15 protein-coding genes are annotated in these 24,512 nt (G+C 56.0%); 13 read left to right on the forward strand and 2 right to left on the reverse strand.

The genetic code is table 11. The annotated features are described in order from the left end of the window. Positions 1-2,544, reverse strand: a complete 2,544-nt coding sequence (locus SV7mr_RS20325; protein ID WP_419187676.1) for a DUF1592 domain-containing protein — start codon at positions 2,542-2,544, stop codon at positions 1-3. Positions 2,545-3,225: 681 nt separating this feature from the next. On the opposite strand from SV7mr_RS20325, the gene SV7mr_RS20330 reads away from it, so the two are divergent. The 9 genes from SV7mr_RS20330 (at position 3,226) to SV7mr_RS20370 (ending at position 16,511) form a co-directional block, all read left to right on the forward strand. Continuing rightward, the gene (locus tag SV7mr_RS20330) at positions 3,226-4,020 is read left to right on the forward strand and encodes a site-2 protease family protein (RefSeq protein ID WP_145276150.1); all 795 of its coding nucleotides are present in this window, start codon (positions 3,226-3,228) and stop codon (positions 4,018-4,020) included. A 246-nt stretch (positions 4,021-4,266) separates the two neighbouring features. Further along, complete coding sequence (locus SV7mr_RS20335) at positions 4,267-5,529, forward strand: M16 family metallopeptidase (RefSeq protein ID WP_419187677.1); 1,263 nt, start codon at positions 4,267-4,269, stop codon at positions 5,527-5,529. Positions 5,530-5,605: 76 nt separating this feature from the next. Then, positions 5,606-6,886, forward strand: a complete 1,281-nt coding sequence (locus SV7mr_RS20340) for a M16 family metallopeptidase (protein ID WP_145276152.1) — start codon at positions 5,606-5,608, stop codon at positions 6,884-6,886. A 257-nt stretch (positions 6,887-7,143) separates the two neighbouring features. After that, positions 7,144-8,586, forward strand: coding sequence for a Gfo/Idh/MocA family protein (locus SV7mr_RS20345; protein WP_145276154.1), 1,443 nt, complete (start codon positions 7,144-7,146; stop codon positions 8,584-8,586). Positions 8,587-8,861: 275 nt separating this feature from the next. Then, complete coding sequence (locus tag SV7mr_RS20350; RefSeq protein WP_145276156.1) at positions 8,862-9,449, forward strand: sigma-70 family RNA polymerase sigma factor; 588 nt, start codon at positions 8,862-8,864, stop codon at positions 9,447-9,449. Next, a complete protein-coding gene (locus tag SV7mr_RS20355; protein WP_145276158.1) occupies positions 9,449-11,161 on the forward strand; it encodes a LamG-like jellyroll fold domain-containing protein in 1,713 nt (570 codons plus the stop codon). The genes SV7mr_RS20350 and SV7mr_RS20355 overlap by 1 nt, the downstream gene beginning before the upstream one ends. Then, positions 11,154-14,135 carry a PSD1 and planctomycete cytochrome C domain-containing protein gene (locus SV7mr_RS20360; RefSeq protein WP_419187678.1) on the forward strand — a complete coding sequence of 994 codons (2,982 nt, stop codon included), beginning with the start codon at positions 11,154-11,156 and terminating at the stop codon, positions 14,133-14,135. Before SV7mr_RS20355 ends, SV7mr_RS20360 begins: the two co-directional genes overlap by 8 nt. 117 nt (positions 14,136-14,252) lie before the next feature. Then, positions 14,253-15,659 (forward strand): DUF1501 domain-containing protein, encoded by a 1,407-nt coding sequence (locus SV7mr_RS20365; protein ID WP_145276160.1) that lies wholly within the window; start codon positions 14,253-14,255, stop codon positions 15,657-15,659. Positions 15,660-15,785: 126 nt separating this feature from the next. Then, entirely contained in the window at positions 15,786-16,511 is a 726-nt protein-coding gene (locus SV7mr_RS20370; RefSeq protein WP_145276162.1) for a 3-keto-disaccharide hydrolase, read from the forward strand. A 136-nt stretch (positions 16,512-16,647) separates the two neighbouring features. Here the strand turns inward: SV7mr_RS20370 and SV7mr_RS20375 are convergent, their stop codons facing one another. Continuing rightward, the gene (locus tag SV7mr_RS20375) at positions 16,648-19,341 is read right to left on the reverse strand and encodes a sodium:solute symporter family protein (RefSeq protein WP_473163655.1); all 2,694 of its coding nucleotides are present in this window, start codon (positions 19,339-19,341) and stop codon (positions 16,648-16,650) included. A gap of 225 nt (positions 19,342-19,566) precedes the next feature. On the opposite strand from SV7mr_RS20375, the gene folP reads away from it, so the two are divergent. From folP to trkA, 4 genes are all read left to right on the forward strand, one after another. Continuing rightward, positions 19,567-20,400, forward strand: a complete 834-nt coding sequence (gene folP, locus SV7mr_RS20380; RefSeq protein WP_473163656.1) for a dihydropteroate synthase — start codon at positions 19,567-19,569, stop codon at positions 20,398-20,400. A 1,901-nt stretch (positions 20,401-22,301) separates the two neighbouring features. Next, positions 22,302-22,925, forward strand: a complete 624-nt coding sequence (locus tag SV7mr_RS20390) for a DUF6677 family protein (RefSeq protein WP_145276164.1) — start codon at positions 22,302-22,304, stop codon at positions 22,923-22,925. Between the two features lie 52 nt (positions 22,926-22,977). Beyond that, entirely contained in the window at positions 22,978-23,166 is a 189-nt protein-coding gene (locus SV7mr_RS20395) for a hypothetical protein (RefSeq protein WP_145276166.1), read from the forward strand. Next, positions 23,166-24,512 carry a Trk system potassium transporter TrkA gene (gene trkA / locus SV7mr_RS20400; RefSeq protein WP_145276168.1) on the forward strand — a complete coding sequence of 449 codons (1,347 nt, stop codon included), beginning with the start codon at positions 23,166-23,168 and terminating at the stop codon, positions 24,510-24,512. Before SV7mr_RS20395 ends, trkA begins: the two co-directional genes overlap by 1 nt.

A 24,512-nucleotide genomic window follows, 5' to 3' on the forward strand; every position in this document is an offset into this window, starting at 1 on the left:
TCACTTGTTAAGGAAAATTGGACTGGTCACGGAAGCTTCGATGACCGAACGCAATCCGTACTGTTCGTCTGCTGTTTGAACAACAATCTGGTCCAACGCTTTGCGATCAGCAAACGTCATCTCACGTCCGGTCGCATAGGTTAGCAACTTGGCGGCAAAGTTCCTGGCCACTTGATCATCATTATCGGCGGCCAGCTCGCGAAACTGTTGAAAGCTTTCAAACGGCCGTCCATCGGGCATCTGGTAGGCTGAATCAACTTTTGGACCGCTGCGGAACGAACCTCCTTTGCGAACCAAGTAATTGTCACGCCAGCGTCCAGCGGGGTCAAAGTGTTCTAAGGCAAAACCGGAGGGATCGATGCGAAGATGACAGGACGCGCACTCAGATTGCGAACGATGTTTTTCCAGAATCTCACGAACGGTTTTCGCACCGCGAATGTCTGGCTCAATCGCCGGGACACTTTCTGGCGGATCAGGAATCGGTACACCGAGAATCCGGTCGCACAACCAGACGCCGCGAACCACTGGCGAGCTGTCTGTCCCATTTGCGGTGACTTTTAACACCGAACCATGGGTCAGCAGGCCGCCGCGATGTGGATGGTCACCCAAGGCCACTCGGCGCCACTGATCATCTTCGATCTTGTGATCCAGTTCGTAATAGTCCGCCAGTCGATTATTCAACCACGTGAACTTTGCGTCGATCAACTGATGCGCGGGCACATTCTCACTGATCAAGGTCTTGATAAACCGCCGCGTCTCCTGAACCATCGATGACTGCACCGTCAAATCGAAGTGACGATACATGCGGCGATCGGGTTCCGTGAAAGCGATATCGGCCAAATCCAACCACTGGTCGGTAAAATCAGCGACAAAGTGATCGAGGTTGTCACCTTTTAGTAAACGGCGAGTGTGTTTGATCACTTCGGCCGGATCTTGCAACTTGCCTTCGTCAGCAGCCTTTTTTAGCGTCCAGTCCGGCCCGTGTCCCGTCAACAGGTAACTTAACCGTGTCGCGATCGCGTGATCATCTAGCCGACCACCGATGGCGTTTCCAGGCAATGCCTTTGCTGTCGAAGCCAGTGTCTGCTTGGCGTCGGCACCGACTTCAGTGAAGTAGATGAACCGTGGTGAGCAGAGAATCGCTCGGCAACAATGATACAACACCTCCAGCGGCGGTTGTTTTTCCTCCAGGCCCTGCGAGATCATCGCAAAATAGGGCTTCATCACTTGATCGTTTGCCGGTCGGCGAAAGGCACGACTGGCAAACTGGCGGGTGCGACGACGCAGGTCCTGGGCTGGTTGCTGGCTGACCAAAGCGAAGCGTGCCAGTGCATCGGTGACCGATTCACCACGTCGCGGTTTGGGTGCATCCTTATTTCCAGCCCACTTCACATTCAAGTCCCCGACCAAGGCCTTCCGGACTCGATCTGGATCGCCACCGGGAAAGACTTGCGTCAGTGTCAGATGATACATCGCCACGCCGGGCAGGTCCTGTGGTTCGCCTTCACCAAACCCAACCTGTCCCCCATTGAATCGTCCCAGTTTCAATCGGCGATCTTGTGGACGGATTTCCAAGCGATGGCCGGCTTCCAACCAAGCTCTAAAGGTGTACTCGGAAGCCTCCGGTGTGGCTTCAAACTCACCAATCCAATTCAACAGCGGAGCACTGGATGTGCACTCACCCGATCGGACACTGCACCAAACACGCTGGCCTTGATCCTCTGGCCCCTTAATGGACGAGGCATTCAACGCAATGTCATACCAGCCGGACACCTTGACGGTGCTGTTGTTGATCCGTCCATAGAACGGCATCGATGACGACCAGACGACGGCGGCGTCTTGGCGAAGTTCCGGTTCGCGGTTGCGCTGCCCTTTGCGTTTGGCAGCAATCCGAGTTGCCGGCAAGTCTAAACGGAACGGTTGCTCGGGCGAGAACGCTCGTACAAAGGCATAGTCCAAAGCCGCATCAACGATCCGCAAATGGTCTTCTAAGTGATAATACGACATTGACTGAGCTTGCGCTATGTTGCGAAAGCCATCGGTGCGCTCCTCTTCGGGCATGAGCTCGGCCACGGGAAGATCAACGGCCAGCAGATCATTCAGCGTCCACTCCAACTGATCGCGCGTCAATCGGCGCGATTGCACACGTCCAATTTGCCGATGCAACTGAGACTGAGATTGGTCGAGCGTTTGCCGCAGCCCCTTGACGAGCTGCGTGTGTTCACTGGCATCCATTTCACCGGCATCCGGCGGCGGCATTTCGCCATCGTGAATGCGATCAAACACTCGGATCCATTTGAACAGTTCTTTCTCGCTGGCCGGTCGCTTCAAGACATCCGCGTCCAATGAAGCGACATCGAAACCTCCTTCGCCGTCTTGTCCATCGTGACAGTCAATGCAGTTTTGCTGGACCAGTGCCAACAATTGCTCGGGACGATCCGCGAACGCGATCGCTGCGAGACAGAGGCTCCCCAAAGCCAAGACGGAACGGAGTGGTGAAAGGTAAGGCATCATTTGATTGTGTTGCTGTGTTTGCTTCTTCACTGAGGTCCTGGCTTCACTGAGGTCCTGGCTTCACTGAGGTCCTGGCTTCGCTGAGGTCCTGGCTTCGCTGAGGTCCTGGCTTCGCTGAGGTCCTGGCTTCGCTGAGGTCCTGGCTTCGCTGAGGTCCTGGCTTCATGAAGACCTCAAGGAATGGAAATCAACCAAGCGCTGCGTCAACGTTCTAGAACGGGTTCATTCCAGCATGCGATGCTAGGCCAGACGATTCGCCGATGCAAATGCATGGCGAGACAAGTCCAATCGGTGGGCAGGGAGGCGGGGACCGGCGGGGAAGCTCCGACTTCGCTCTGTGAACTGCAAGCCCTGAGGGACAACCGCCGAGTGCGACCCTCCACCATTATTACCAGTTGACCACCGTTACGCTAGGTTTAATGGCAACTCGCCTTCAGCTGACGCGTCCCCAAGCGTGCCGGACTGCAGTTAGAACCGGTAAAATCGTACATCAATCCCGCAGATTGGCAGCGCTGCGCGACATCGCACGGTCCATTGGGCTTGGCCGCTCAGGCTTGCCGCCAGGAGTCACACCTGCATAGGGAAGCATGTGGCCGCTATATTAGTGCCACTGCGTGGCCACGCAGGCTGACGAACATTGCGATCGACAGGCCCAGCGAGTCGATTCACCGCCAAGCTGCCGTCTGCAGATTGCCATAAGAGATCCACAACATGCTGCTTTCAGAACCCCAAGAATCCCCCTACGACCTGCGGTTCATACTCCTTGGTTTCCCCGTGCGGATTGCCTGGACGTTTTGGATCGCGGCCTTGGTGCTGGGCTATAACCTGTGCTATGCCTTCTCCGCTGGAAACCTGACGGTGCCGGCACTGCTGGTCATGTGGTCGGCTTGCATCTTCGCGTCGATCTTGATTCATGAACTAGGACATGCCTTGGCCTTCCGTCATTACGGCATCAACGCGTCGATTGTGCTGTACCATTTCGGTGGGCTGGCGATCCCCACTAGCTTTTCCTCGCTGGGTGGTTCGTCGATGCGACTGTCGCCTAAGCAGGACATCGTGATTTCGCTGGCGGGCCCCCTGCTGCAGATCGCCAGCGCGATGGTGATCTTCTTGTTGATCAGAGTTTCAGGGTACCAGTTTTTGGGGCTGCAACTGTTTCCACAGTTCATCGTAGATTTGCCCTGGATTTCCGAAGGTGAACCGATGCAGAACCGTGCCATCGATGCGTTGGTCACGTTCTATCTCTACCCCAGTATCATGTGGGCGGTCTTGAACCTGCTTCCGATTTGGCCATTGGATGGCGGACGCATCGCCCGGTCGGTGTTTCTGCTCAACCGTGGAACGGAGATTCATTCGCTGTGGCTGAGTGTGATAACCGCTGGCGCCGTCGGCCTGTACTTCATGCGACAGCAAGGCAACCAGATGACGGGTCTGTTTTTTCTGATGTTTGCCATCAGCAGTTTTCAAATGATCCAATCCGCCGGTGGCGGGCCGCGGCGGTGGTGACGGGGTTGCCGTTCCGCCAATAGCTGTGCATCCGCTGGCCTGACAACGGGCCTGTCCCGCACACCGCAGAGTGAATCAGGCGGGCAGCGGTGGCTGGTGCTCAGTCGCTGGTGACCAATTTCCAGTGGCTCAAGCCCGTGATTTCCTACAGAAAGCGGCAAGATGCTGCTTCTAGCGGCGCCCCCTGTGCTGATTCTGTTTCTGTTGCGACAATTCAGGCTTCTTCGCTTAGGAAAGACAACACACATGACCACACCGCTCGCCTCTTCGGACATCCAATCAGAAATCGTGCTGCACCGCATGAGCAACGGCATGACAGTGATCGTGCAGCCGATGCCTTGGTTGCGTTCGGCTGCCTTCACACTGTCCTTTCCCGCAGGCATTTGTCAGGAATCCGCCGATCGAGCGGGCATTGCGTCCATGACTTGCGAAATGGTCCAGCGTGGGGCGGGCAGTTACAGCAGTCGAGACCTTGTCGCCGCGCAAGACAATTTGGGACTGGACCGAAACAGCGGTGTGCTGACCAATGTAGTCTCCTATGGCGCGGCGATGCCTGCAGAATCGTTCGACCAAGCGTTGGGCGTCTACGCGGATATCTTGCGCCGGCCGCACCTGCCCGCCGACCAACTGGACGATGCGCGGATGATGATGATGCAAGAGCTGCGAGCCATCGAAGACGAACCCTCGCATCGAGTCATGCGCCGCATCAGACAAATGCGTTACGGCGACCGGCTTGGGCGAGGCCCACAAGGCACCATGGAATCTCTCCAGACCATCAGCCAAGACGATGTTCGCGAGTTCTTTCAAACCTATTACCAAGCCAACGGAGCCGTCCTGACGGTCGCTGGGAACGTACAACCCAAACAGATCATTGCCACAGCCGAGGCAGAGTTTGGTGATTGGAAAAGCGGTGACAAAGCAGTCCAGTACGAAGCGGAAAGTTGCCCCGGCTATGACTCGATCGAAATGGAAACAAGCCAGACGCACATCGCCTTTGGTTTCCCCTGCATCCCGTATGGACACGAGAGATATTTCAAGATGCGAGCGGGCATTGGAATCTTGAGCGATGGCATGAGCAGTCGCTTATTTGACCGAGTCCGCGAGCAACGTGGATTGTGCTACACCGTTTCGGCGAGCTGCCACTCGCTGCCCAATGCTGCCACCGTTTTTGGCTATGCCGGGACGACTCCCGAACGAGCTCAAGAAACCTTGGACGTGACGCTGCATGAAGTCAAACACTTGGTGGATGACTTGCAGCAGAGCGAGCTGGATCGCTGGAAAGTGCGTATCGAAAGCGCTCTGGTGATGGAACAGGAATCCAGCGCCTCTCGCGCGAGCTCACTGGCCAGTGATTTCTTTCAGCTCGGCCGCCCGCTGGAAACCAAAGCCTTAAGCGAGCTGATCGAAGCGATCACACTAAAAGACGTGCAAGAGTACTGGACAGAGAATCCGCCCCAGGACTTTCACGTTGTGACGCTTGGACCTCAACCACTGACGGTCAATCTGTAAATCGCCCAAGGCTCTCGGTCCGCCAGAGCCAAGTCTGTCCCTTTTCGAATCTAGCTTTGCGTTACCCGGCATCATTATGTCAAACACTGCGAACGTTTCCATTTTGACCGACCTACCTTCGGGTAAAGAGTTTCGCCAAGCGAAACTAAGCAATGGCTTGCAAGTCGTTGCCGAAGTGGACCCACGTAGCTATTCCATGTCATTAGGCTACTTCGTCCGCGCTGGAGCTCGCAATGAACGTGATCCACAAAGCGGACTCAGCCACTTTCTTGAGCACATGATGTTCAAAGGCACCGCGCGGCGTTCTGCTGCCGATGTCAATCGTGAACTGGACGAACTTGGCGGTAACAGCAATGCTTACACGTCAGAGGAACAAACGGTTTACTACGCGACCGTGCTGCCGAAATTCCAGGATCGGATTGTTGACCTGCTATCCGACATGCTGTCACCAACACTTGACGCACAAGAATTCGAAACCGAGCGGCAGGTGATTTTAGAAGAGATCGCAAAGTACGAAGATCAGCCGCCATTCGGTGGTTTTGAACGAGCCTTTGAAATTCATTTTGGCCCTCGCGGGTTGGGCCGTCGAGTGCTGGGCACGAACGAATCGATCAAGGCCATGACGGCTCAGCAGATGCGTGATTACTTTTACCAACGTTACCGTGGCGAGAACATTGTCGTCGCCGCTTCGGGCAATGTTGACTTCGATGGCTTGGTCGCACAAGTCGAATCGATGACCGCGCACTGGGCGGACCGTCCGCAACCAACGGCACTTCCAGAGGACGACCCCAACACGCTGCCCGACGGCGTCGAACTGACACCGACCGTGGATTCACCGGACGCCAACCAAACCTATTGGATTGGTATCGGTGATGGCCCTTCGGCAGCCGATCCAGACCGACATGCCGCGCGAATGCTGGGATCGATCCTTGGTGATGAAGGCAGCAGTCGCTTGTTCTGGGAATTGATCGACACCGGCCGCGCTGAAGTGGCAACGTGCTGGCCTCAAGAGTTTAGCGACCAAGGCGCCTGGTTCACCTACCTGATCTGTGATCCGCAAAACCTGGCCAGCAACTTGCAGTCCATTCGGACGCTAAGCGATCAATTGGTCCAAGCAGCGCCCAACGAGAAGGAATTGCAGCAAGCGATCAACAAAAACACCGCGTCCTACATCATGCACAGTGAACGGCCAGGAAACCGACTCTTCGGCCTGGGCTCACGCTATTTGATGCATGGCGAATACCTGGATTTAGATCAGACCATCAGCGGCATGCGCGGCGTGACCACCGATGCCATCGCAAGGGTTGCGAAAAAATACTTGGCGGCAACGCCATCTGCGGTACAGGCTGGCAACTGAGCAGGCTGGCAACTGAGCAGGCTGGCGGCAATCGCTAGCTGCCTCTTTGCCACGTCGCTCGACGTTGCCTCTTCGCGCAAGGTCGTGACCAGCCTGCATGCATTCTCCGCTCCCGCGACGGTGATTCAGATCACCCCACTGGACTGGCCAGGCAGGCCCGACGTGTGCTGGACGGCAAAGCGGCATTTGCTTGCAATTGCCGGTATGATAGTTAGGCTTACTTTGCTTCTTCCCCCTTACCTCACCGGACGATTCGAATGACCTATCAATCCCGCCGTCAGTTTCTTGGCACCGTGGCTGCCGGAGCCGCATTGACGACCGCTTTGCCCGCACGACAGTTGCAGGCAGCCAACGCAAATGATGAAATCAACCTGGGCTTCATCTCCTGCGGGGGACGCGCCGGCGGCTTGATGAAACAGTTCAGCAATGTAGAAGGCGTTAACATTGCTGGCTTGTGCGATGTCGATGAAGGACGCTTGGGGAGCGCAAAGAAAAGGTTCCCCAAGGCGCAAGGCTGGACCGACCTACGCGACCTGCTGGACGCACCGGGCATCGATGCCGTGGTGATTTCCACCTGCAACCACTGGCACTGCTTGGCTGCGATCTGGGCAATGGAAGCTGGCAAAGACGTTTACGTTGAAAAGCCACTTTCGCACAGCCAGTGGGAAGGCCGCCAAACCGTCAACGCTGCTCGCAAGTACAAACGCGTCTGCCAACTGGGAACGCAGCAGCGTAGCGACCCGATGCAAGCGCAGATCAAGGATTTCCTGCACAACGAAAAAGGCTTGGGCGAAGTCAAACTGGCGCGAGTCAATCGCTATGGCATTCGCTCTTCGATTGGTAAACGCAGCACACCGCTGACCATTGATAAAAACGTCGCCTATGACCTGTGGCTCGGCCCCGCTCAGGACCAACCACTGTTCCGCAATAATTTGCATTACGATTGGCACTGGGATTGGAACACCGGCAGTGGCGAAATGGGTAACTGGGGTGTGCACGTTCTGGATGACTGCCGCAACAATGTCTTCCAAGACAAAGTCGCTTTGCCAAACCGCATCATGGGTGGTGGCGCCCGCGTCGTTTATAACGATGCAGGCCAGACACCCAACGTTCACTTTGCTTACTTCGACACAGGCGCCGCACCTGTTTTGATCGGGCTCAGCAACCTGCCTGTGGCCCCAGGACAGCGGAAGAGCCCCTCACACCCCGGCCCATCAAGCGGCTACATCGCTTACTGCGAAGGCGGTCGACTCGAAGGCCAACGCGGTCGCGCCGTGGCCATCGATCAGGATGGCAACGTGATTAAAAAGTTCAGCGGCAGCGGCGATGTCAAACACCAACAGAACTTCATTGATGCTGTTCGTGCACAAGACCGCTCAATGCTGAATTCAGAAGTCGAAGTCGGTAACGACAGCACCGGTTGGTGCAACTTGGCGAATATCGCTTTCCAAGCCGGCAAGCCCTATCAAGCGAGCACCGCCAACGTGATTGAATCACCTGAGTGGAAATCGCTGGTGTCTGACATGGATCAGCATCTCCAAGCACACGGGCTGAAACTGGACAGCTCGCAGGTTCGCTTGAGTGAAATGCTGGAACTGGATTCCAAGACGGAACAGTTCGTCGGCGCCGATGCCGCAGCGGCCAACAAGCTGCTCAAACGCGAATACCGCAAAGGCTACGAAGTACCCGAGATCGCGTAGCGTCGGAGCCATCTCGCCGGCAAGCTGAAAAACGGTCCTGCCCCACTCGTCGCCGAGCGGGTAGGCCCGTTTTTTCGTATCGCCGCGTCCGTGCAAAAAACCGTGGCTAACGACAGCACGGCGGATGCCCGGTTTTTGGCCGGCTGCAGCCCGAATCTGATTTCGTTTTCAGATTTCTTCTTGAATCGTGTTAACTTTTTTCACTCGCGCGGCATTTATTAATGGCGTCCGTGTCAACGGCCTGCCTTTTCCCAACCATCCAAGCGTCTCGTTCAATGCCCAACGCACCGGCTCCATCCCCAAACGATCAGCCCGACGGCCAATCGCCCCATGACGGGCGGTTTGTGGCCTTGCTGACTGAATGCCAGACACAGCTGCGGATGTATGTTCGCGCGCTGATGCCAGGCGAACAGAACGCGGCGGATGTGATTCAACAAACCAATGCCACCATTTGGGAAAAGCGCAACTCCTTCGAATTCGGCACGAACTTCACTGCCTGGGCGTTTGCGATCGCTCGCTATGAAGTCTTGAATGAACGAAAGCGTCAGGCCCGGTCCAACTCGCTACAGTTCTCGACCGAACTCGCTGAAACCATCGCAGCGGAACTTGATAGCGATCAATTCAGTTCCAAGGCCGAACAACTTCAGTACTCTAAACGCGAAGCGCTCAAACATTGCGTGGGTGCCTTGGACGAGCAACAGCAACAACTGCTGGAAGATCGCTATCGCAACGAACAGCGTTTAAGTGAGTTGGCTCAAACACTCCAACGCCCGGTGGGCAGCTTAAAAGTCTCCTTGCATCGAATCCGCCAGCGGTTGGCCAAATGCATTGAACTTCGCCTTGCCAACATGGGAGATCACTGATGACTCCCCAACAATTACAGCAATCGATTGACGCCCTGCTGGACGGTCAATTGTCCGAAGCTGATTTCTTGACGCTTGAAGCCGAATTGTCTGTCAATCCACAAGCGCGGCAGATTTATCTTCAACGTATCGAACTGGACCAACTGTTGTCCGACAACTACCGGTCAGATGCCGGCGACAAACGAGACCAGGAGACCACTCCAGCAACGCGCGTTGCCACCAGCGCAGGGCCGCCGCGAATGGTTTCCAGAACCCTGTTGCTAACCATCCTTGCAGCTGCCGCTTGCCTCCTGTTTGCCACCACCCTGGCGTGGCAGATCCTAGGCAATGGCTCGCAAGACCTTGCTGCTGGCATCCCAAGCACCGCCAGCGAAGAACGGTCCGCGATCGGGTTTGCGGTGTTAAGTGGACAAGCTCAAGCGGTTTGGAAAGACCAGTCTCTCAAAAAGGGGCAGCTCATTCCATCGGGCATCCAGCACCTGCAAGCAGGCTTGATTCAATTGGAACTGTTTAGCGGCGTGCAACTTGTGATCCAAGGTGATGCTTCGTTTGCGATCGAATCACCGATGCAAGTTCGCTTGCTGCATGGCAAGGCTCGCGCCTTGGTTCCCGAGGCGGCCCACGGTTTCCAGCTTTTGACCAGCGAAGGTCAAGTGGTTGACTTGGGAACTGAATTTTCCGTCGAAGTCGATCACAGCGGGACGCAGGTCGAAGTCTTGGAAGGCGAAGTTGAATTGCACCCCAACGTCGGCGAGATGAAAAACCTGATCACCGGCCAACGCTTGCTTGTCGATCAGGCAGGCCAAGTCTCCAATCAACCGGGCCAACCGATTTCGGTCGTCGGTCCCAAAGAGATGCAAAACCGCTTGGCGAAGCAACAAAACCAGCGACTGGAACGTTGGCAAAACAGCGTCAACGAATTGCTGCAAGACCCGCGATTGCTGGGCCACTACAGCCTGGACGGTCAATTGGGTTACTCGCGTGTCCTGCCCAACGGCGTGCTAAACCAACAAGTCCGCCATGAGATCCCACCTATTGAAAAACTGTCCCGCAAGTCCGTGGCCAGCCAAGGCGCCATCGTTGCTGCCCAACGTGATGCAGATCGCTGGGGACGCGATCAGTCGTCGCTAGACTTTAGTCCCGTCGGCAGTCGCGTTCGCGTCCTGGTGCCGGGAGAACACAACGCATTGACTTTGATGTGCTGGGTCAAAATCAACAGTTTGGACCGCATGTACAACTCGTTGTTCTTAACCGATGGTCACGAGGTGGGTGAGCCACACTGGCAGATCCTAGCCGACGGCCGTTTGTTCTTTTCGATCAAGCCAGACGACCAGGACAAGATGACTCGTGATCAGCGGCAACAACAGATTTATCATTCGCCACCGTTCTGGGACACCTCGCTTAGCGGCAAGTGGATCATGCTGTGTACCGTTTACGATCCAGATCAGCAACAAGTGACTCATTACTTCAATGGGGACGCGATTAGCCAACATCCAATCCCTGATCACTTGATCATCAAACAAATCAAAATCGGCGCCGCGTCGATCTGCAACTGGAGCGAGCCGATGTATCGCACCGACCCAACCTTTGTGGTTCGCAACTTGAATGGGTCGATTGACGAATTCGCGATCTTTGATGCTCCCTTGTCAGGACAAGAAGTCAAACAGCTTTATCAATCAGGCAATCCCTACCTTCCCTTATCCAATGACTGAACTTATGGGCGGAACTCGGTTTTATCGAAGATGGTTGCTGGCGATGTTATGCGTTGTCACCGGATGGACAATCCAAGCCTCCGCGCAGCAGCAGCAGCAGCCTACGACCGCAGACAACTGGACGAAAGAGCATCGCAGCGCCGACGCCGATCGCTTGTTCACGCTCAAGGTCTTGCCACTGCTGACGGAAAAGTGTTTTGGCTGCCACGGGAGTGACCCTGATGACATCAAGGGCGAGTACCTGATGCTCGATCGGGCGAGCCTGCTGCGTGGTGGTGAATCGGATGAAGTCGCAGTTCACCCCGGCAAAGCCGCAAAGGGAACGTTGCTGGAGGCGATTCGCTGGGACGGATTGGAAATGCCGCCCAAAGAGAACGATCGACTGAGTGATCAGCAAATCCAATGGGTCGAGCTTTGGATTGCCGCCGGTGCCCCCTGGCCCGACAAAGCCACTCAAGAAGCCATTCGCAAACAAGATCAAAAGAGTCAAGAGACCGCTGACGGAATCTTAATCAAGACCAGCGGCGGCACGTCCGACCAGTGGAGCAGTCGACGCTATCAGGCGGACAAGGTCTGGGCTTTCCAACCCGTCCGTCCAGCCAGCGAGCTGCTGCCCAAAGGCGTTGATGCAGCCCAAGCGATCGATCACTTCATCGATCGCCGATTGCAAGAGGCAAACCTAACACCCGCACCGCCTGCCAAGCCCGCAGCTCTCCTCCGCCGCGCTTGCCTGGACTTAACGGGTTTGCCACCAACCGACGAACAACGCAAACAGTTCATCACCGCGTGGGAGCAAGATTCCCAGCAAGCCTGGGAAAACCTGATCGATCAACTCCTAGCCAGCCCTCGATACGGTGAACGCTGGGGTCGCCACTGGCTGGATGTCACGCGATACGCCGACACCGGCGGCATGTCCAACGATTACGAACGCTCCAATCTATGGCGGTATCGCGATTACGTGATCCGAAGCTTCAACGAAGACCGTCCGTATAACGAATTTATCGTCCAGCAACTCGCGGGCGACGAACTGGCCGACGAAAGCGTTGCCAAACGTCTGCAAAAAGAACTCGGCAACAAGGCCACGGCCCAAAAGATCCAACAACGGGTCCGGCAAGCTCAACAAACAGGTCAATACACTGCCCAAGAAGCCGAGTGGATTGTTGCCAGCGGATTCCTACGGCTTGGGCCTTGGGACAATGCCATGGTCAAAGCTGATGAGGCTCGGCAGATGTACCTGGACGACTTGGTCAACATCACCGGCCAGACCTTTCTCTCGACCACCATGCGATGTTGCAAATGCCACGATCACAAGTTTGATCCCATTCCAACGCGTGATTACTACCGCATGTATTCTGCCTTCAGCACGACGCAGATGGCAGAACGCACCGTCCCATTTACAGACAAGGAAAACCTCACAGGCATCGAGTCTGGCCGGGCCCATGTGCAGCGGATGCTGGATTACGCTACTTCGAAAAAGAACGCGCTGATCAACAAGCAAGAGACTGCTGCCAAGCAATGGTACAAAGAGCACGACTTGCCCTACGTCGGATTGAATCAACGCAAGTCCATGCCTGACGAATCCAAGCCACCGCGCCATGTTGGTTTGGATTACGTTGATCAAGGCCGCTTAAAGGTTCGCGAACAAGACGTTTGGATTTGGAATCGACGCTTGGAACGCTATCAACCGATGGCTCAGAGCGTCTTTAGTGATGCCTGGGTCAAGATCCCTGGCAACGCTGCTCGCAAGTTGCGGATTGTTCGCAATGGCGATGGCAAGGTGCGTCAGAATCACATTCTGATGGGCGGTGCTCTGACGGCACTCGGCGACGTCGTGACCCCCGGTGTGTTGAGCGCGATTGGATTGCCCGTTCAATCAGCACTGACCGCGCCAGCGAATGACAACTTTCAAATCTCTGACAATGCTCAAGGCAGGCGTCTGGAACTGGCTCGCTGGATTGCCAATCCAGAAAATGCATTGACCACTCGCTCGATCGTCAATCGCATTTGGCAGTATCACTTTGGGCGTGGTCTCGCAGCCAACTCGAATAATTTTGGCGTCTCCGGATCCGCTCCCACGCATCCGGAATTACTGGACTTCCTGGCCGATGACTTCATCGCTGGCGACTGGAAGATCAAACGACTGCATCGGCGAATGATGCTCTCCGAGGCGTATCAACGCTCGGCTGAAGCGTCTGATCCTGATCAGGTTGCCAACGTCGATCCCGACAACTTACTGCTAAGCCACTTCCAGCGCAGAAGACTCAGCGCAGAAGAGATCCGGGACAGCGCCTTGATGGCTTCCGGAGAATTGGTGCATCAACTGGGAGGGCTACCGGTCAGTCCAGAGATCAACATGGAAGTCGCTCTGCAGCCACGGATGATTCAGTTCTCGTTGGCTCCCGCCTACCAACCTTCGCGGACTCCGGCAGAACGGAATCGTCGCAGCATTTATGCTTATCAAGTGCGTGGTCAGGCTGATCCGTTCATGGAACTGTTTAATTTGCCCAATCCCAACGAGTCCAGTGAACAACGTGAATCTGCCGCCGTGACCCCGCAGGTCTTTTCGCTGATGAATAGCGACATGATGACCGATCGTTCGATCGCCTTAGCTCTGCGAGCGGGCCAACACAGCGATCAAGTGGGCCAGCAAATCACGCAGGCATTTCAATGGGTGTTAGGACGAACCCCATCGTCCACCGAACACGCCACGCTGGAGCAATACGTGCAAAGGATGACCCGCTACCATCAGTCGATGCCCGAAGACAGCGTCAATCGACGCGAGTACCCCAAGCAGATCACACGCTCGTTGGTGGAGGAGTTCTCCGGCAAGCCTTTTCAATACACCGAGATCCTGCCCGTGTTCAATGACTACGTTGCCGATCAGTCGGCAAGCGACGTCGGTCCCCAGGTCCGCGCATTGGCCGATGCCTGTTTGCTGCTGCTGAACACAAATGAGTTCATGTACGTGGACTAGGCCGAGACGTGGACGAGACCGAGACGTCGGATATCTAGCCGACGTCACCAACAAGACCGCCGGCGGCTCGCGCCAAAGCCGCTCTGTACCGATCGCTCATCACTGGAACGAAAACTCATGACTACAAACTTCAACCGTCGACAAACCTTGTTCGGAATGGGTGCCTCGCTTGGATCAGTTGCTTTGGCAGGCATGCTGAGTGCAGACGCGGCGGCAACTGACCAACAGGCTCCCTCACTGGCCGTCAAACCGCCGATGCATCCTGCGAAGGCCAAGAATGTCATCATGCTCTTCATGGAAGGTGGCCCGGGGCAGATGGATACCTTCGATCCCAAGCCAGCGCTGACCAAACTGCACAAGACCGAATCCAAGCTCACCGAAGGCCTGGCGTCAGGATTCAAGTTCTTTGTTGGCAGCCCGTTCAAGTTTCGCAAGGTGGGACAGAGCGGGATCGAAATGTGCGATCAGTGGCAGCACCTTGCTGATCCCTATGTGGCCGATGAACTCTGCAACTTCCGTGGCTGTCAAGCGGAATCATTGAATCACCCTGAAGCCTTGTTTCACATGAACACCGGCAGCCGCTTGGGCGGTGACCCGGCCTTCGGCGCGTGGGCAACCTACGGACTGGGGACCGAAAACCAGAACCTGCCCGGATACGTGGTCATGACCGAATTGGCTCTCCCGCAGGGCGGAGCGACCAACTGGAGCAACGGTTTCTTGCCGCCTCATTTTCAAGGCACTCGGCTACGGCCCAATGGCTCGCCCATCTTGGACCTCGCGCCACAGGGCTACAAGTCGCGCCAACACCAGCGGGATGCACTGGACACGCTGGCCAAGCTCAATTCACAGCACTTGCAATCGCTTTCCGTCGCCGACCAACAACTCGAAGCTCGCATCTCCAATTACGAACTTGCCTACCGCATGCAAGCTGACGTTCCCGGCGTGGTTGACTTGTCTCAGGAAACCGCAGCCACCCAAGAGATGTACGGGATGGATCAGGACGAAACCAAAGTCTTTGGCCGCCAATGCCTGATGGCCAGACGCTTGGTTGAATCCGGAGTCCGGTTTGTGCAGATTTTCAGTGGTGGTTGGGACAGCCATGATTACCTTCAGCGGGGTCATTCATCGCGGATCAAGAGCGTGGACAAGCCCATGGCCGCGTTGATCCGCGATCTTAAACAACGCGGCATGCTGGAAGACACCTTGGTCATTTGGACGGGAGAATTTGGTCGCACACCCGACAACAACAAACGCGGCGGCGTTTACTCACTGGGTCGCGGGCACAACAACAATGCAATGACCATGCTTCTGGCGGGCGGGGGTGTCAAAGCTGGCTCGATCGTTGGCGCCACCGATGAACTGGGCAATCATGCCGTCGAAAAGGCACATCCCATTCGCGATCTGCACGTCACGCTGCTGCACTTGCTGGGGCTAGACGACAATAAACTGACCTATTTCCACGGCGGGCGATTCAAACAGCTCAGTCAGTTCGGTGGTGAAGTCATTCCTGACTTGATTGCCTGATTGATGATTGGCATCTGTGTGATGTTGGCGTTAGGATAGTCCTGAGCAATCCGCCGCGATGTAAGCGGCGCGCTCCGGTCCATTTCTCTCAGTTTCACCTCCCAGGTCTCAATCCATAGCTTGCCAATGTCTGTCACCTTTCGCCCTCTCGCCGCGTTCGCTTTCCTGGCTCTTTGCGCCCTTTCATCGCGCGCTGTCGCTGATCCGCCTGTTCATGCCTGGATCGACGACACCGCCCCCGGTTGGCAATCCTTGAGCGAAGATGATTTTGCCAAGGTCAACAGTGCCGATGACACTTGGTCCTGGAAAGACGGTGTGCTGCACTGCACCGGGCAACCGGTCAGCGTCCTGGCCACCAAACAGCACTTTGAAAACGTAGAAATCATCGTTGAATGGATGCACGAAAAGGCTGCTGGTAATAGCGGCATGTTCGTTTGGGTGTCCCCGGAATCGCTCGACCAACTTCGCAAAGCTGGCAAGCCAGGCCTGCCCGATGGCGTCGAAGTTCAAATGCTCGATCATGGCTACACCGACATGATTGCCAAACGAGGCGGTAAGACCGATTGGTTTGGTACCAATGGCGACCTCTTTGGCGTCCGCAAACCCTTCAAGCCCTTCCCACCCACATCGCCCAACGGCTCACGCAGTTTTCCACGCAAACACCTCTGCAATGGCCACGGCGAATGGAACCACTATTACATTCGAGCGATTAACGGCGAAGTTCGCCTCTGGGTCAATGGCGAAGAGGTCTCTGGAGGCAACGGTGTGACTCCCGCCAACGGCCACCTCTGCTTGGAAAGCGAAGGCTCACCGATTCAGTTTCGCAAAATCAAAGTTCGCCAACTGCCATAGCCCCATTCGGTAACGCCTAGTCGATCACGCCCATTCGATACGAGGCAGCGTCACCAGTGGCGCTGTCTTTCGTGGCACTGTCTTTCGTAACGCTGTCTGACTCTCCCACTGGCGGGCGAGTCACCGAGGCGGCCTGCTACTGACGCTTATAAATGGTCAAACCATCGACAGCGACGGGCGGTGTTCCGATCACTTTGCTGGCCAACCAACCGATGATTGCACAGCTACTGATTCCCGCGGTGGTATACAAATAGCCGTTGACGCTGGTGTAATTCCACAGGCCAAACATCACCAGGGCTCCACCGACGGCACCGACCAAGGCGCCCGATCCATTGGCGGTTCGAGAGAGAGCTCCCAGCAGGAACAAACCACCAAGCACGCCCATGAACAGCCCGATGACCTGAATCGAGGTATCAAACAGCGACTTGATGCTGGGATCAACGAACAGCAACCCAATCGCTGTGCCCAGCACTCCCATCAATAAGGTGACAAGGCGAGCTGCATTGAGGTACCCCTTCTCGCTTTTGCACACCTTCATCGGCCGCAAAAAGTCAGTCACCAACGTCGTTGCCGTCGAATTCATGCTGGTAGAAACCGTTGATTGGGCCGCAGCAAAAATCCCGGCGACGATCAAGCCCGCCAGTCCAACAGGCATCTCGCGAGCAATGAACAAGGGGAAGATTTGATCGGTCGTGATGCTGGGATCCAACCGCTCGGGGTGCGATTGGTAAAACGCAAACAACGCTGTTCCAATGCCAAAGAACAGTAGGGTTGCAGGAATCGCCATCACAGCATTCGTCCAGATACTGCGGCGGGCCAAGGTTTCCGAGGGAGTGGTCATGTATCGCTGCACCACCGCTTGATCAGCCGTGTAGGAGGACAAGTTTTGGCCGAGCCCGCCGACGATCACCACCCACAGGGCAATCCGTGCGGAGGTTGGATCGGCCGTCCAGTTGGCCAGGTTAAACTTGCCCGCAGATGATGCTGTGTCCCAGTAACCATCAAACCCTCCATCGGTGCCGCTGGTCAGCAAAGCGATCGCAATCACGGCCCCACCAAGCAGCACCACGGTCTGAATGGTATCGGTCCAAATCACGGCCTCCACGCCTCCCATCGTGCAGTACAGGATGCTCAAGACTCCCATCAGCAGCACGCTTTGCGTCGGCGTCATCGGCGTGGCGACCGCCAGTGCAAGGCCGGTCAGCGACATCACGACCGCCATCCGAAAGGCATGAAACAGCGTGAAGCTTAAACTGGCAAACCGACGGACAGAAACATTGAATCGTCGCTCTAGATATTCGTAAGCACTGCTGGAATCAATGCGACGGAAGAAAGGCAGGGCAACGTAAGCGGCCACGATCGCAACCAAGGGGATCATAAAATTCCCTATCGCGTACACACAATCTTGGGCAAACGTCTTGGATGGCAACCCAGTGAACGTCAATGAGCTCAGCATGGTCGCAAAGATACTGCAACCGGCGGCCCACCAGGGGATGTGACGACCGCCGCGGAAGAAATCCTCGGTGTTCTTGTTCTTGGCTGCAAAGTAAACCCCCACCCCCACCATCGAAGCCAAGTACAAGAACAGCACTATGTAATTGATGGTGCCAAAGGCTGGCGTTGTATCAGGGACAGTCACCTGCATCACCTGAGGCGTCCGCACGCGTGGGCGAATCTCACCACTGGGCACCAGGATTCGACCACCCATTTGCACAGCCTGAGTCGTGACTTGGTTCAGCGGAGTCTCGCCAGCTGGAATCCAAGTGTCGGTGATCGTGTGGTAGGCGAACGACCGCTTGGGGAATCCTGGGTGAGCGTCCTTCAATTCCTCGGCCCGCCCGAAGAGTGATCCGTCGGCACCACTGAGCACAAACACATGACTCTGCCCGTACGCGATGCCAACTCCAGCCATCATGCAATGAGGCAGATCAGCGCAACGCTTCCATTGCTGCTTGGACGGAATGTAACGCCAGCTGTCGGTCAGGAACTCGACTTCTTGATCGGCCTGCCGCCTGCCGCTGATCACATAAACACAGTCTTCAAAGCCATCGTGCTGAGCAATGGTCAAGTTCAGTGCTCGTGTCGGTCCAGGACAATCAGCGAGCTGCTGCCAATGAAAATCCTGATCACTGCCGCGCTGCGAGAGATCCAAGGACCATAACTGATTGCTGGCAGTCTCTAGCGAGCCGCCATGCTGACCGCCGCACAGATAGATTCGCTGCCCAATCCGAGTGGCTGATCCGAATGCAAGCGGCTGTGGTAACGCGGGCAACGCCTCACGCACGATGGCTTCCTTGACCGGATCCCAACGCATGATGAAACACTCGGCAAAGGATTCTTGGGAATCATTGCCACCAATACAAACAACTCCCTCGTCGGTGGACACCGATGCGCCATAGGCGACCGCTCGATCGAGCAACCCCGCGTCGCGCCACACCAGTTCGCCCTGCTGCAGCGTGGCAACGTAAATCGCTTTGTGCCACTGCTTGTCAGATTCCCAAACGGGCTTGGGAAAGTTTGCTCCGCCGGCGAGCAGCAGATACTCCGTTTCCTGGCCGTCTGCGGCCTTGGCTTTGTGAACACCGACAAAGGGTGACGCCACCCCCAACGCATCGGGAATGTCCGTCTGTTGAGACCACTCGAGTTGCAAACCTTGAGAGGATGCGGGCTGAATCGCATTTGGCCAGACCAGACCGACCACAAACGCCAACGCAAGACACAATCGTGAAGACAGCATATGATTTCGCAAGCAGATGTGAACGGGCACGACCACGCCTTCGTCCGAAGCGTCGGCAATTGCACCGGTCCTGGGGAATTGAGAAACGGCCATTCTATCCGCATTGCGGTTTACTGGGCAGATTCAGTTGCCTAGAGTCCGTCGGGATTTCCCGCCAGTTGTCGGCTAGTCGCTGCCAAACAAACCGGACCAACGCATTGGGGGCGGCTCACCGTAGTCTGCTGATGCGTCGAAGCGCAGCACGCGAGCAGGTCGCCGCCTGGGCAGCCAGAATCCCTCAGTAACTTTAAAACGCGACCTCCAGTCATCGAGATCAACATGAGCAAGACTTGGAACCTTGGAACGAGATCACTGTCACTGGAGCAAACGCCACTGGTGATGGGGATCCTAAACACCACCCCGGACAGCTTCTCCGATGGCGGAAAACACTTCGATCCCCAAGTGGCCATCGATGTGGCGCTGCAGATGCAAGCCGATGGCGCAGCGATCATTGATGTCGGCGGCGAAAGCACGCGGCCCTACAGCGATCCGGTCGGCGTGGACGAAGAACTGCAGCGAGTCATTCCGGTTCTCGATGGATTACGCGGCCAGCTTTCCATCCCCATCAGCATCGATACCAGCAAGTCACAGGTCGCCCGCGCGGCCATCGATGCCGGGGCGGAGATCATTAATGATGTCACCGGCTTAGAAGGCGATCCCGAGATGGCCGGCGTCGCAACCGCCACCGGGGTCGGAGTCTGTGTGATGCACATGCAAGGCACGCCACAGACGATGCAAGACCAGCCAAGCTACGCCAATGTGGTCGAGGAAATCTACGACTACCTGATGCAGCGCTACCAAACCTGTCGCCAGCTTGGCATTCAAGCCGATCGCATCTGCCTAGACCCCGGGATCGGCTTTGGAAAAACACACGAGCACAATCTGACCTTGCTGCAAAATACAAAGCGGTTCTGCCAGCTGCCTGCGCCGCTTCTGATCGGCCACTCACGCAAAGGATTCATTGGCAAAGTCCTGGGCGACAAGCAAGCCGATCGAACCGCAGGCACGCTGGGTGTCTCGCTGGCAGTTGCTGCCGCCGGAGCCCACGTGGTCCGAGTTCACGATGTCAAACCAACCGTTGACGCGCTGAAACTCTTTCAAGCCTCTCGATAAGCAGCGACCTGAGCCCGATCAAAACAAGCCCGATCAAAACAAGCCCGATCAAAACAAGCCCGATCAAAACAAGCCCGATCAAAACAAGCCCGATCAAAACAAGCCCGATCAAAACGGGCCGAACGAAACGGCCTGCAACCAACGTCTCATGGCACGGGAAACGAAAAAAACCCCGGCATCCATTCGATACCGGGGTCTTTTGCTAATTTTGAAGCTTAGTTCTCAGAGCGTTGCTCTGAAGATCCGATTAGGCTTCGTCGCTGGCGCTTGCAGCTTCTGCAGGAGCAGCTTCTGGAGCAGCTTCTACGGGAGCACAGCAGCTTGGCTCAGGAGCACAGCAGCTACGACGAGCTTCGATGCAAGCCCTCAGGCGTGCGAACAACTTTGGACGGCTTGAGCCACAGCATGGCTCAGGCTCGCAGCAGCTTGGAGCTGGAGCTGGTTCGCAAGCAGGTGCTTCTTCGCAGCAAGGCTCTGCTTCGCAGCAACTAGCCATTTTAGCTTTCAAGCGAGTCAGCAGAGTTGGGCCGCAGCAAGCTTTACGCTGATGCAGTTTGCTCAACAAGTTGCCGCCGCAGCTACCAGCGTCTGCTGAGGTGCCGTTGACGCAGAGTGCTGCGCCGATGAGCAATGCGAATGCGGCAATACCGCTGATCACGTTACGTTTCATGGTGTTTTCTCCCAAGTGCATTGGAGGGTCGGGTGCGCCATAAAACGCACCGGGTTCAAAACAGGATCCCGGCTAACAGCTGCCGGGGATCCACGTAGGCTTAAGGTGGGCGATAGGAGCCTAAGTTTAACGCTTGCGCAGTTTGCGCGAGCTGCAGAACCTATGCGGCCTACGCGGTTGCCTCCGATAAACTACCCATCTTGCGCGGACTGTCAACGTCCCTTTACCAAAGGGAACCCCTTTCAGCACGCAACCGCAGGAATTGACCCCCAGCGCATTGCCGCGATTGCTGCATCACGGCTCCGCTGGCCTGTTACCAAAACCCTGGAAATCCGCAGTAAAAACTGCGTTTTTCTTGGCTTTTCTTCAATTCATCCACGCGTTGCCCGGCTCGTACCAACCTGCAGCAGGGTGCGTCATTTTGGCCTCCTGAGGGAATTCACGAACGTTAGAAAATTTGCCGGAAACTTTGACTATTTTTTCCAAGCTACCAAAGACGAGGCATTGCAGACCCGTTCTCGGACGCTGGCAAACCGTCCAGCGACCACTCTGATCACGGGTCCTGCTTGCTGAACCTCAATCTCTTGCCTTGCAATTCGCGGCACAACGCCCTGGAATCCTTACCAATAACCTTGGTTGCCAAACGAACAGCTACCTAACATCCCACCGGTTGTCTGGATGCATCGAATGCCGCCCTGTACGGCGCAGCGAGCCCTGTGCGGCGCAGCGAACCCTGTACGGCGCAGCGAGCCTTGGGAGTCGTAAAGAGCCAGGGGCGTGATCAATCGAATGCATTGGGCTGATTGGCGACCACGACGATGCCCCTTTAAGTGCCAGCCATCGCGGCAAGCGTGGATTCAGGAATCGCGTTAGCGTCGTGGCTGGAGGGCCCTGGGAGAGCTGGCCGATCAACCTACCGATCAACCCTCCGGCCAGACAATGACCTAACCTTGCTTGGGACGTTGGAAGCGGGTTGCTACAATCCACAGACTTGCCAGGCAACGCAGCTTGAGTCACAGCATCAATTTCACCAGATCCGATAGATGCCAATCACCAGCCGGGGTTGCCTGCCACGGCATCGACGTCTGGGATCAACCACGCAGTGGGCTGCGAAAGCCGCGCCCACCTATCGCAACCGAGCAACCTTTCCCAAAATAGTCATCCCAGACAAAATCAATCCGTCCGGTCGCGAGGCATTGCGACGCACCATAACCTTGGTTTGTAGCCCTTCATGTCAACAGTACGCAATGTGATCGAAGTCGACTCTGAAAAAGTTGACTTAAAGAGTCGTTCCTTGGCAGCTTTCCTAGCGTGGCTGATTCCAGGCGCGGGACACTACTATCAAGGTCGAACAATCAAAGCCGGTCTGTTTTTTGTTTGCATCATGAGCACCTGGTTGTTGGGCTTTGCCTTAGGTGGGTTCAACGTGGTCTACGCCTCTTGGCAGCCCGGTGACCGACGCTGGCAATATCCACTGCAAGCTGGTGTGGGTTTGGCGGCGATGCCGGCGATCGTGCAGAGCCTGCATGCCAAATCCAACACGATCGATAACCAAACCAAACCCGGATTCCAGCCTTTTTTCAAGGGGTTCATGGCTCCACCGAATCGACCTGTTCTGGACAACGAAGTGGATGAAGTTTCCGCGTACTACGCACGCTATGGTGCTGGCTACGAAATGGGGACGCTGTACACGATCATTGCTGGTCTGCTGAACATTCTGGTGATTTACGATGCCTACAGTGGACCATTAAGTGTTCCGATCAGCGGTCGCCGACCCAAAGACGACGAAGACGAAGAGCAGGCTTCCGAGAATACCGAGAAACAAGCCGAACCAGCATCGCCTGCTGAAGTTTGAATGCACCGCCAATGATTCCTTCGACGAGTGAATCCTTCAGAAAAGAGCACCGATGTCAATCACCTTTACTTACCTGCTGTATTACGTGCCGCTGATCGTGGCTGTCTCGCTGGTGTTTGGAGCAACGCGCCATGAGAACCTGCAGTTGATCATCAGGCACTCCCTGGGAACAGCGCGTTGGATCACCGGATTCATGCTGATCTTAATGGTCGTCTTGTTTTTCTTTGACTGGGTACTGTAGTGCGAGTCCTCACGCTAGGTGCCGGAACGGTCGGACACTGGATTGCTGAATTGCTTTGTGGCAAACGCCACGATGTGACGGTGATTGACATTGACCCTGAACGCGTTCGCCAGATCAATAGCGAACTTGACGTCCAGGCCATTCAGGGAAATGCCGCACATAGCGCTGTGCTGTTTCAAGCCAACGCAGCCGGAGCAGATATCTGCTTGGCCGTGACCGGGAATGATGAAGCCAATATCTTGGCAGCCAGCATGGCCAAAGCCATGGGGGTTCGCCGCAGCATCGCGCGGACATATTCACCGGTGTACCATGACAGCAGCACCTTCGATTACCAACGTCATTATGGAATCGATTCACTGCTGAGTTTGGAACATCTTTCGGCTTTGGAACTGGTGCGTTCGATCCGCAACCCCGAAGCCATCCCGCTGGAGCACTTTGCTCGCGGCATGCTAGAAGTCTACGACACCGAAGTCAGCCCACAGTGTTCTTCCGTTGGCCAACGCCTGCGTGAAATCCAGCTGCCTGCCGGGGTACGGATCGGTTCGATCGAACGCGACGATGAGGTTTGGCTAGCAAGCGGCGAGGATGAAATTCAAGCGGGCGACCATATCAGCTTGATTGGAATTCCCGCGGAGGTGACTAAAGCACGTTCGCGCTTTCATACCGCGAGCAAACGCAGCAAACGTCAAAACGTGTTGATTGCCGGTGGCGGCCAGACCGGATTACACGTGGCCCGATCCTTGCCTCATGGTGAGTTCCGAATCACGTTGCTGGAACGGAACCGCAAACGCTGTGAACTGTTGTCGAAACTTCTGCCCGATGTCACGGTGGTCCATGCCAACGCGAATCGCCGCAGCGTGCTAGAAGACGAAGGCGGTGGCGCGACGGACTACTTCGTCGCCTGCACGGGACAAGATGAAAACAACATCATGGCAGGTGTCGAAGCGCGTGAACTAGGCGCCCGCCGCGTGCTAGGCGTTGTGGGCAGACCCGACTATGCGAATGTGGTGGGCAAACTGGGCATCGATCAGGTCGTCAGTGAACGAGACGTGGCCGCCAGACAGATTCTGGGCTTCATGAATGACGGTGCGGTGATCAGTTATCGCCCGATGCCAAAAGGCAAGATCGGCATTTATGAACTCGAAGTCTTTCCCGATTCACGCGTCACCAGCGCCACGTTAACGGACCTGCCTCTCGCGGGACGATGCTTGATCACGGCGATTGAAAGCAACGGTTTTGTTCGCGGTCCCAAAGCGAACGACCAGCTGCGTGCCGGAGACATTGTCGTGGCGTTGATTGATCACGAGTCTCGCGACGAATGCGTCGCGCTGTTTAAGAACCCCTAA

Origin of the sequence: Stieleria bergensis (assembly GCA_007745635.1) — a bacterium.
Classification (GTDB): Bacteria; Planctomycetota; Planctomycetia; order Pirellulales; family Pirellulaceae; genus Stieleria; species Stieleria bergensis.

Excerpts from the sequence above, each read along its gene's own strand:
- SV7mr_RS20330 (WP_145276150.1), top strand. The coding sequence starts at position 3,226 with ATGCTGCTTTCAGAACCCCAAGAATCCCCCTACGACCTGCGGTTCATA.
- folP (WP_473163656.1), top strand. The coding sequence starts at position 19,567 with ATGAGCAAGACTTGGAACCTTGGAACGAGATCACTGTCACTGGAGCAA.
- SV7mr_RS20370 (WP_145276162.1), top strand. The coding sequence starts at position 15,786 with ATGTCTGTCACCTTTCGCCCTCTCGCCGCGTTCGCTTTCCTGGCTCTT.
- SV7mr_RS20390 (WP_145276164.1), top strand. The coding sequence starts at position 22,302 with ATGTCAACAGTACGCAATGTGATCGAAGTCGACTCTGAAAAAGTTGAC.
- SV7mr_RS20375 (WP_473163655.1), bottom strand. The coding sequence starts at position 19,341 with ATGGCCGTTTCTCAATTCCCCAGGACCGGTGCAATTGCCGACGCTTCG.
- SV7mr_RS20340 (WP_145276152.1), top strand. The coding sequence starts at position 5,606 with ATGTCAAACACTGCGAACGTTTCCATTTTGACCGACCTACCTTCGGGT.
- SV7mr_RS20355 (WP_145276158.1), top strand. The coding sequence starts at position 9,449 with ATGACTCCCCAACAATTACAGCAATCGATTGACGCCCTGCTGGACGGT.
- SV7mr_RS20395 (WP_145276166.1), top strand. The coding sequence starts at position 22,978 with ATGTCAATCACCTTTACTTACCTGCTGTATTACGTGCCGCTGATCGTG.
- SV7mr_RS20365 (WP_145276160.1), top strand. The coding sequence starts at position 14,253 with ATGACTACAAACTTCAACCGTCGACAAACCTTGTTCGGAATGGGTGCC.
- SV7mr_RS20350 (WP_145276156.1), top strand. The coding sequence starts at position 8,862 with ATGCCCAACGCACCGGCTCCATCCCCAAACGATCAGCCCGACGGCCAA.
- SV7mr_RS20345 (WP_145276154.1), top strand. The coding sequence starts at position 7,144 with ATGACCTATCAATCCCGCCGTCAGTTTCTTGGCACCGTGGCTGCCGGA.
- SV7mr_RS20360 (WP_419187678.1), top strand. The coding sequence starts at position 11,154 with ATGACTGAACTTATGGGCGGAACTCGGTTTTATCGAAGATGGTTGCTG.
- SV7mr_RS20335 (WP_419187677.1), top strand. The coding sequence starts at position 4,267 with ATGACCACACCGCTCGCCTCTTCGGACATCCAATCAGAAATCGTGCTG.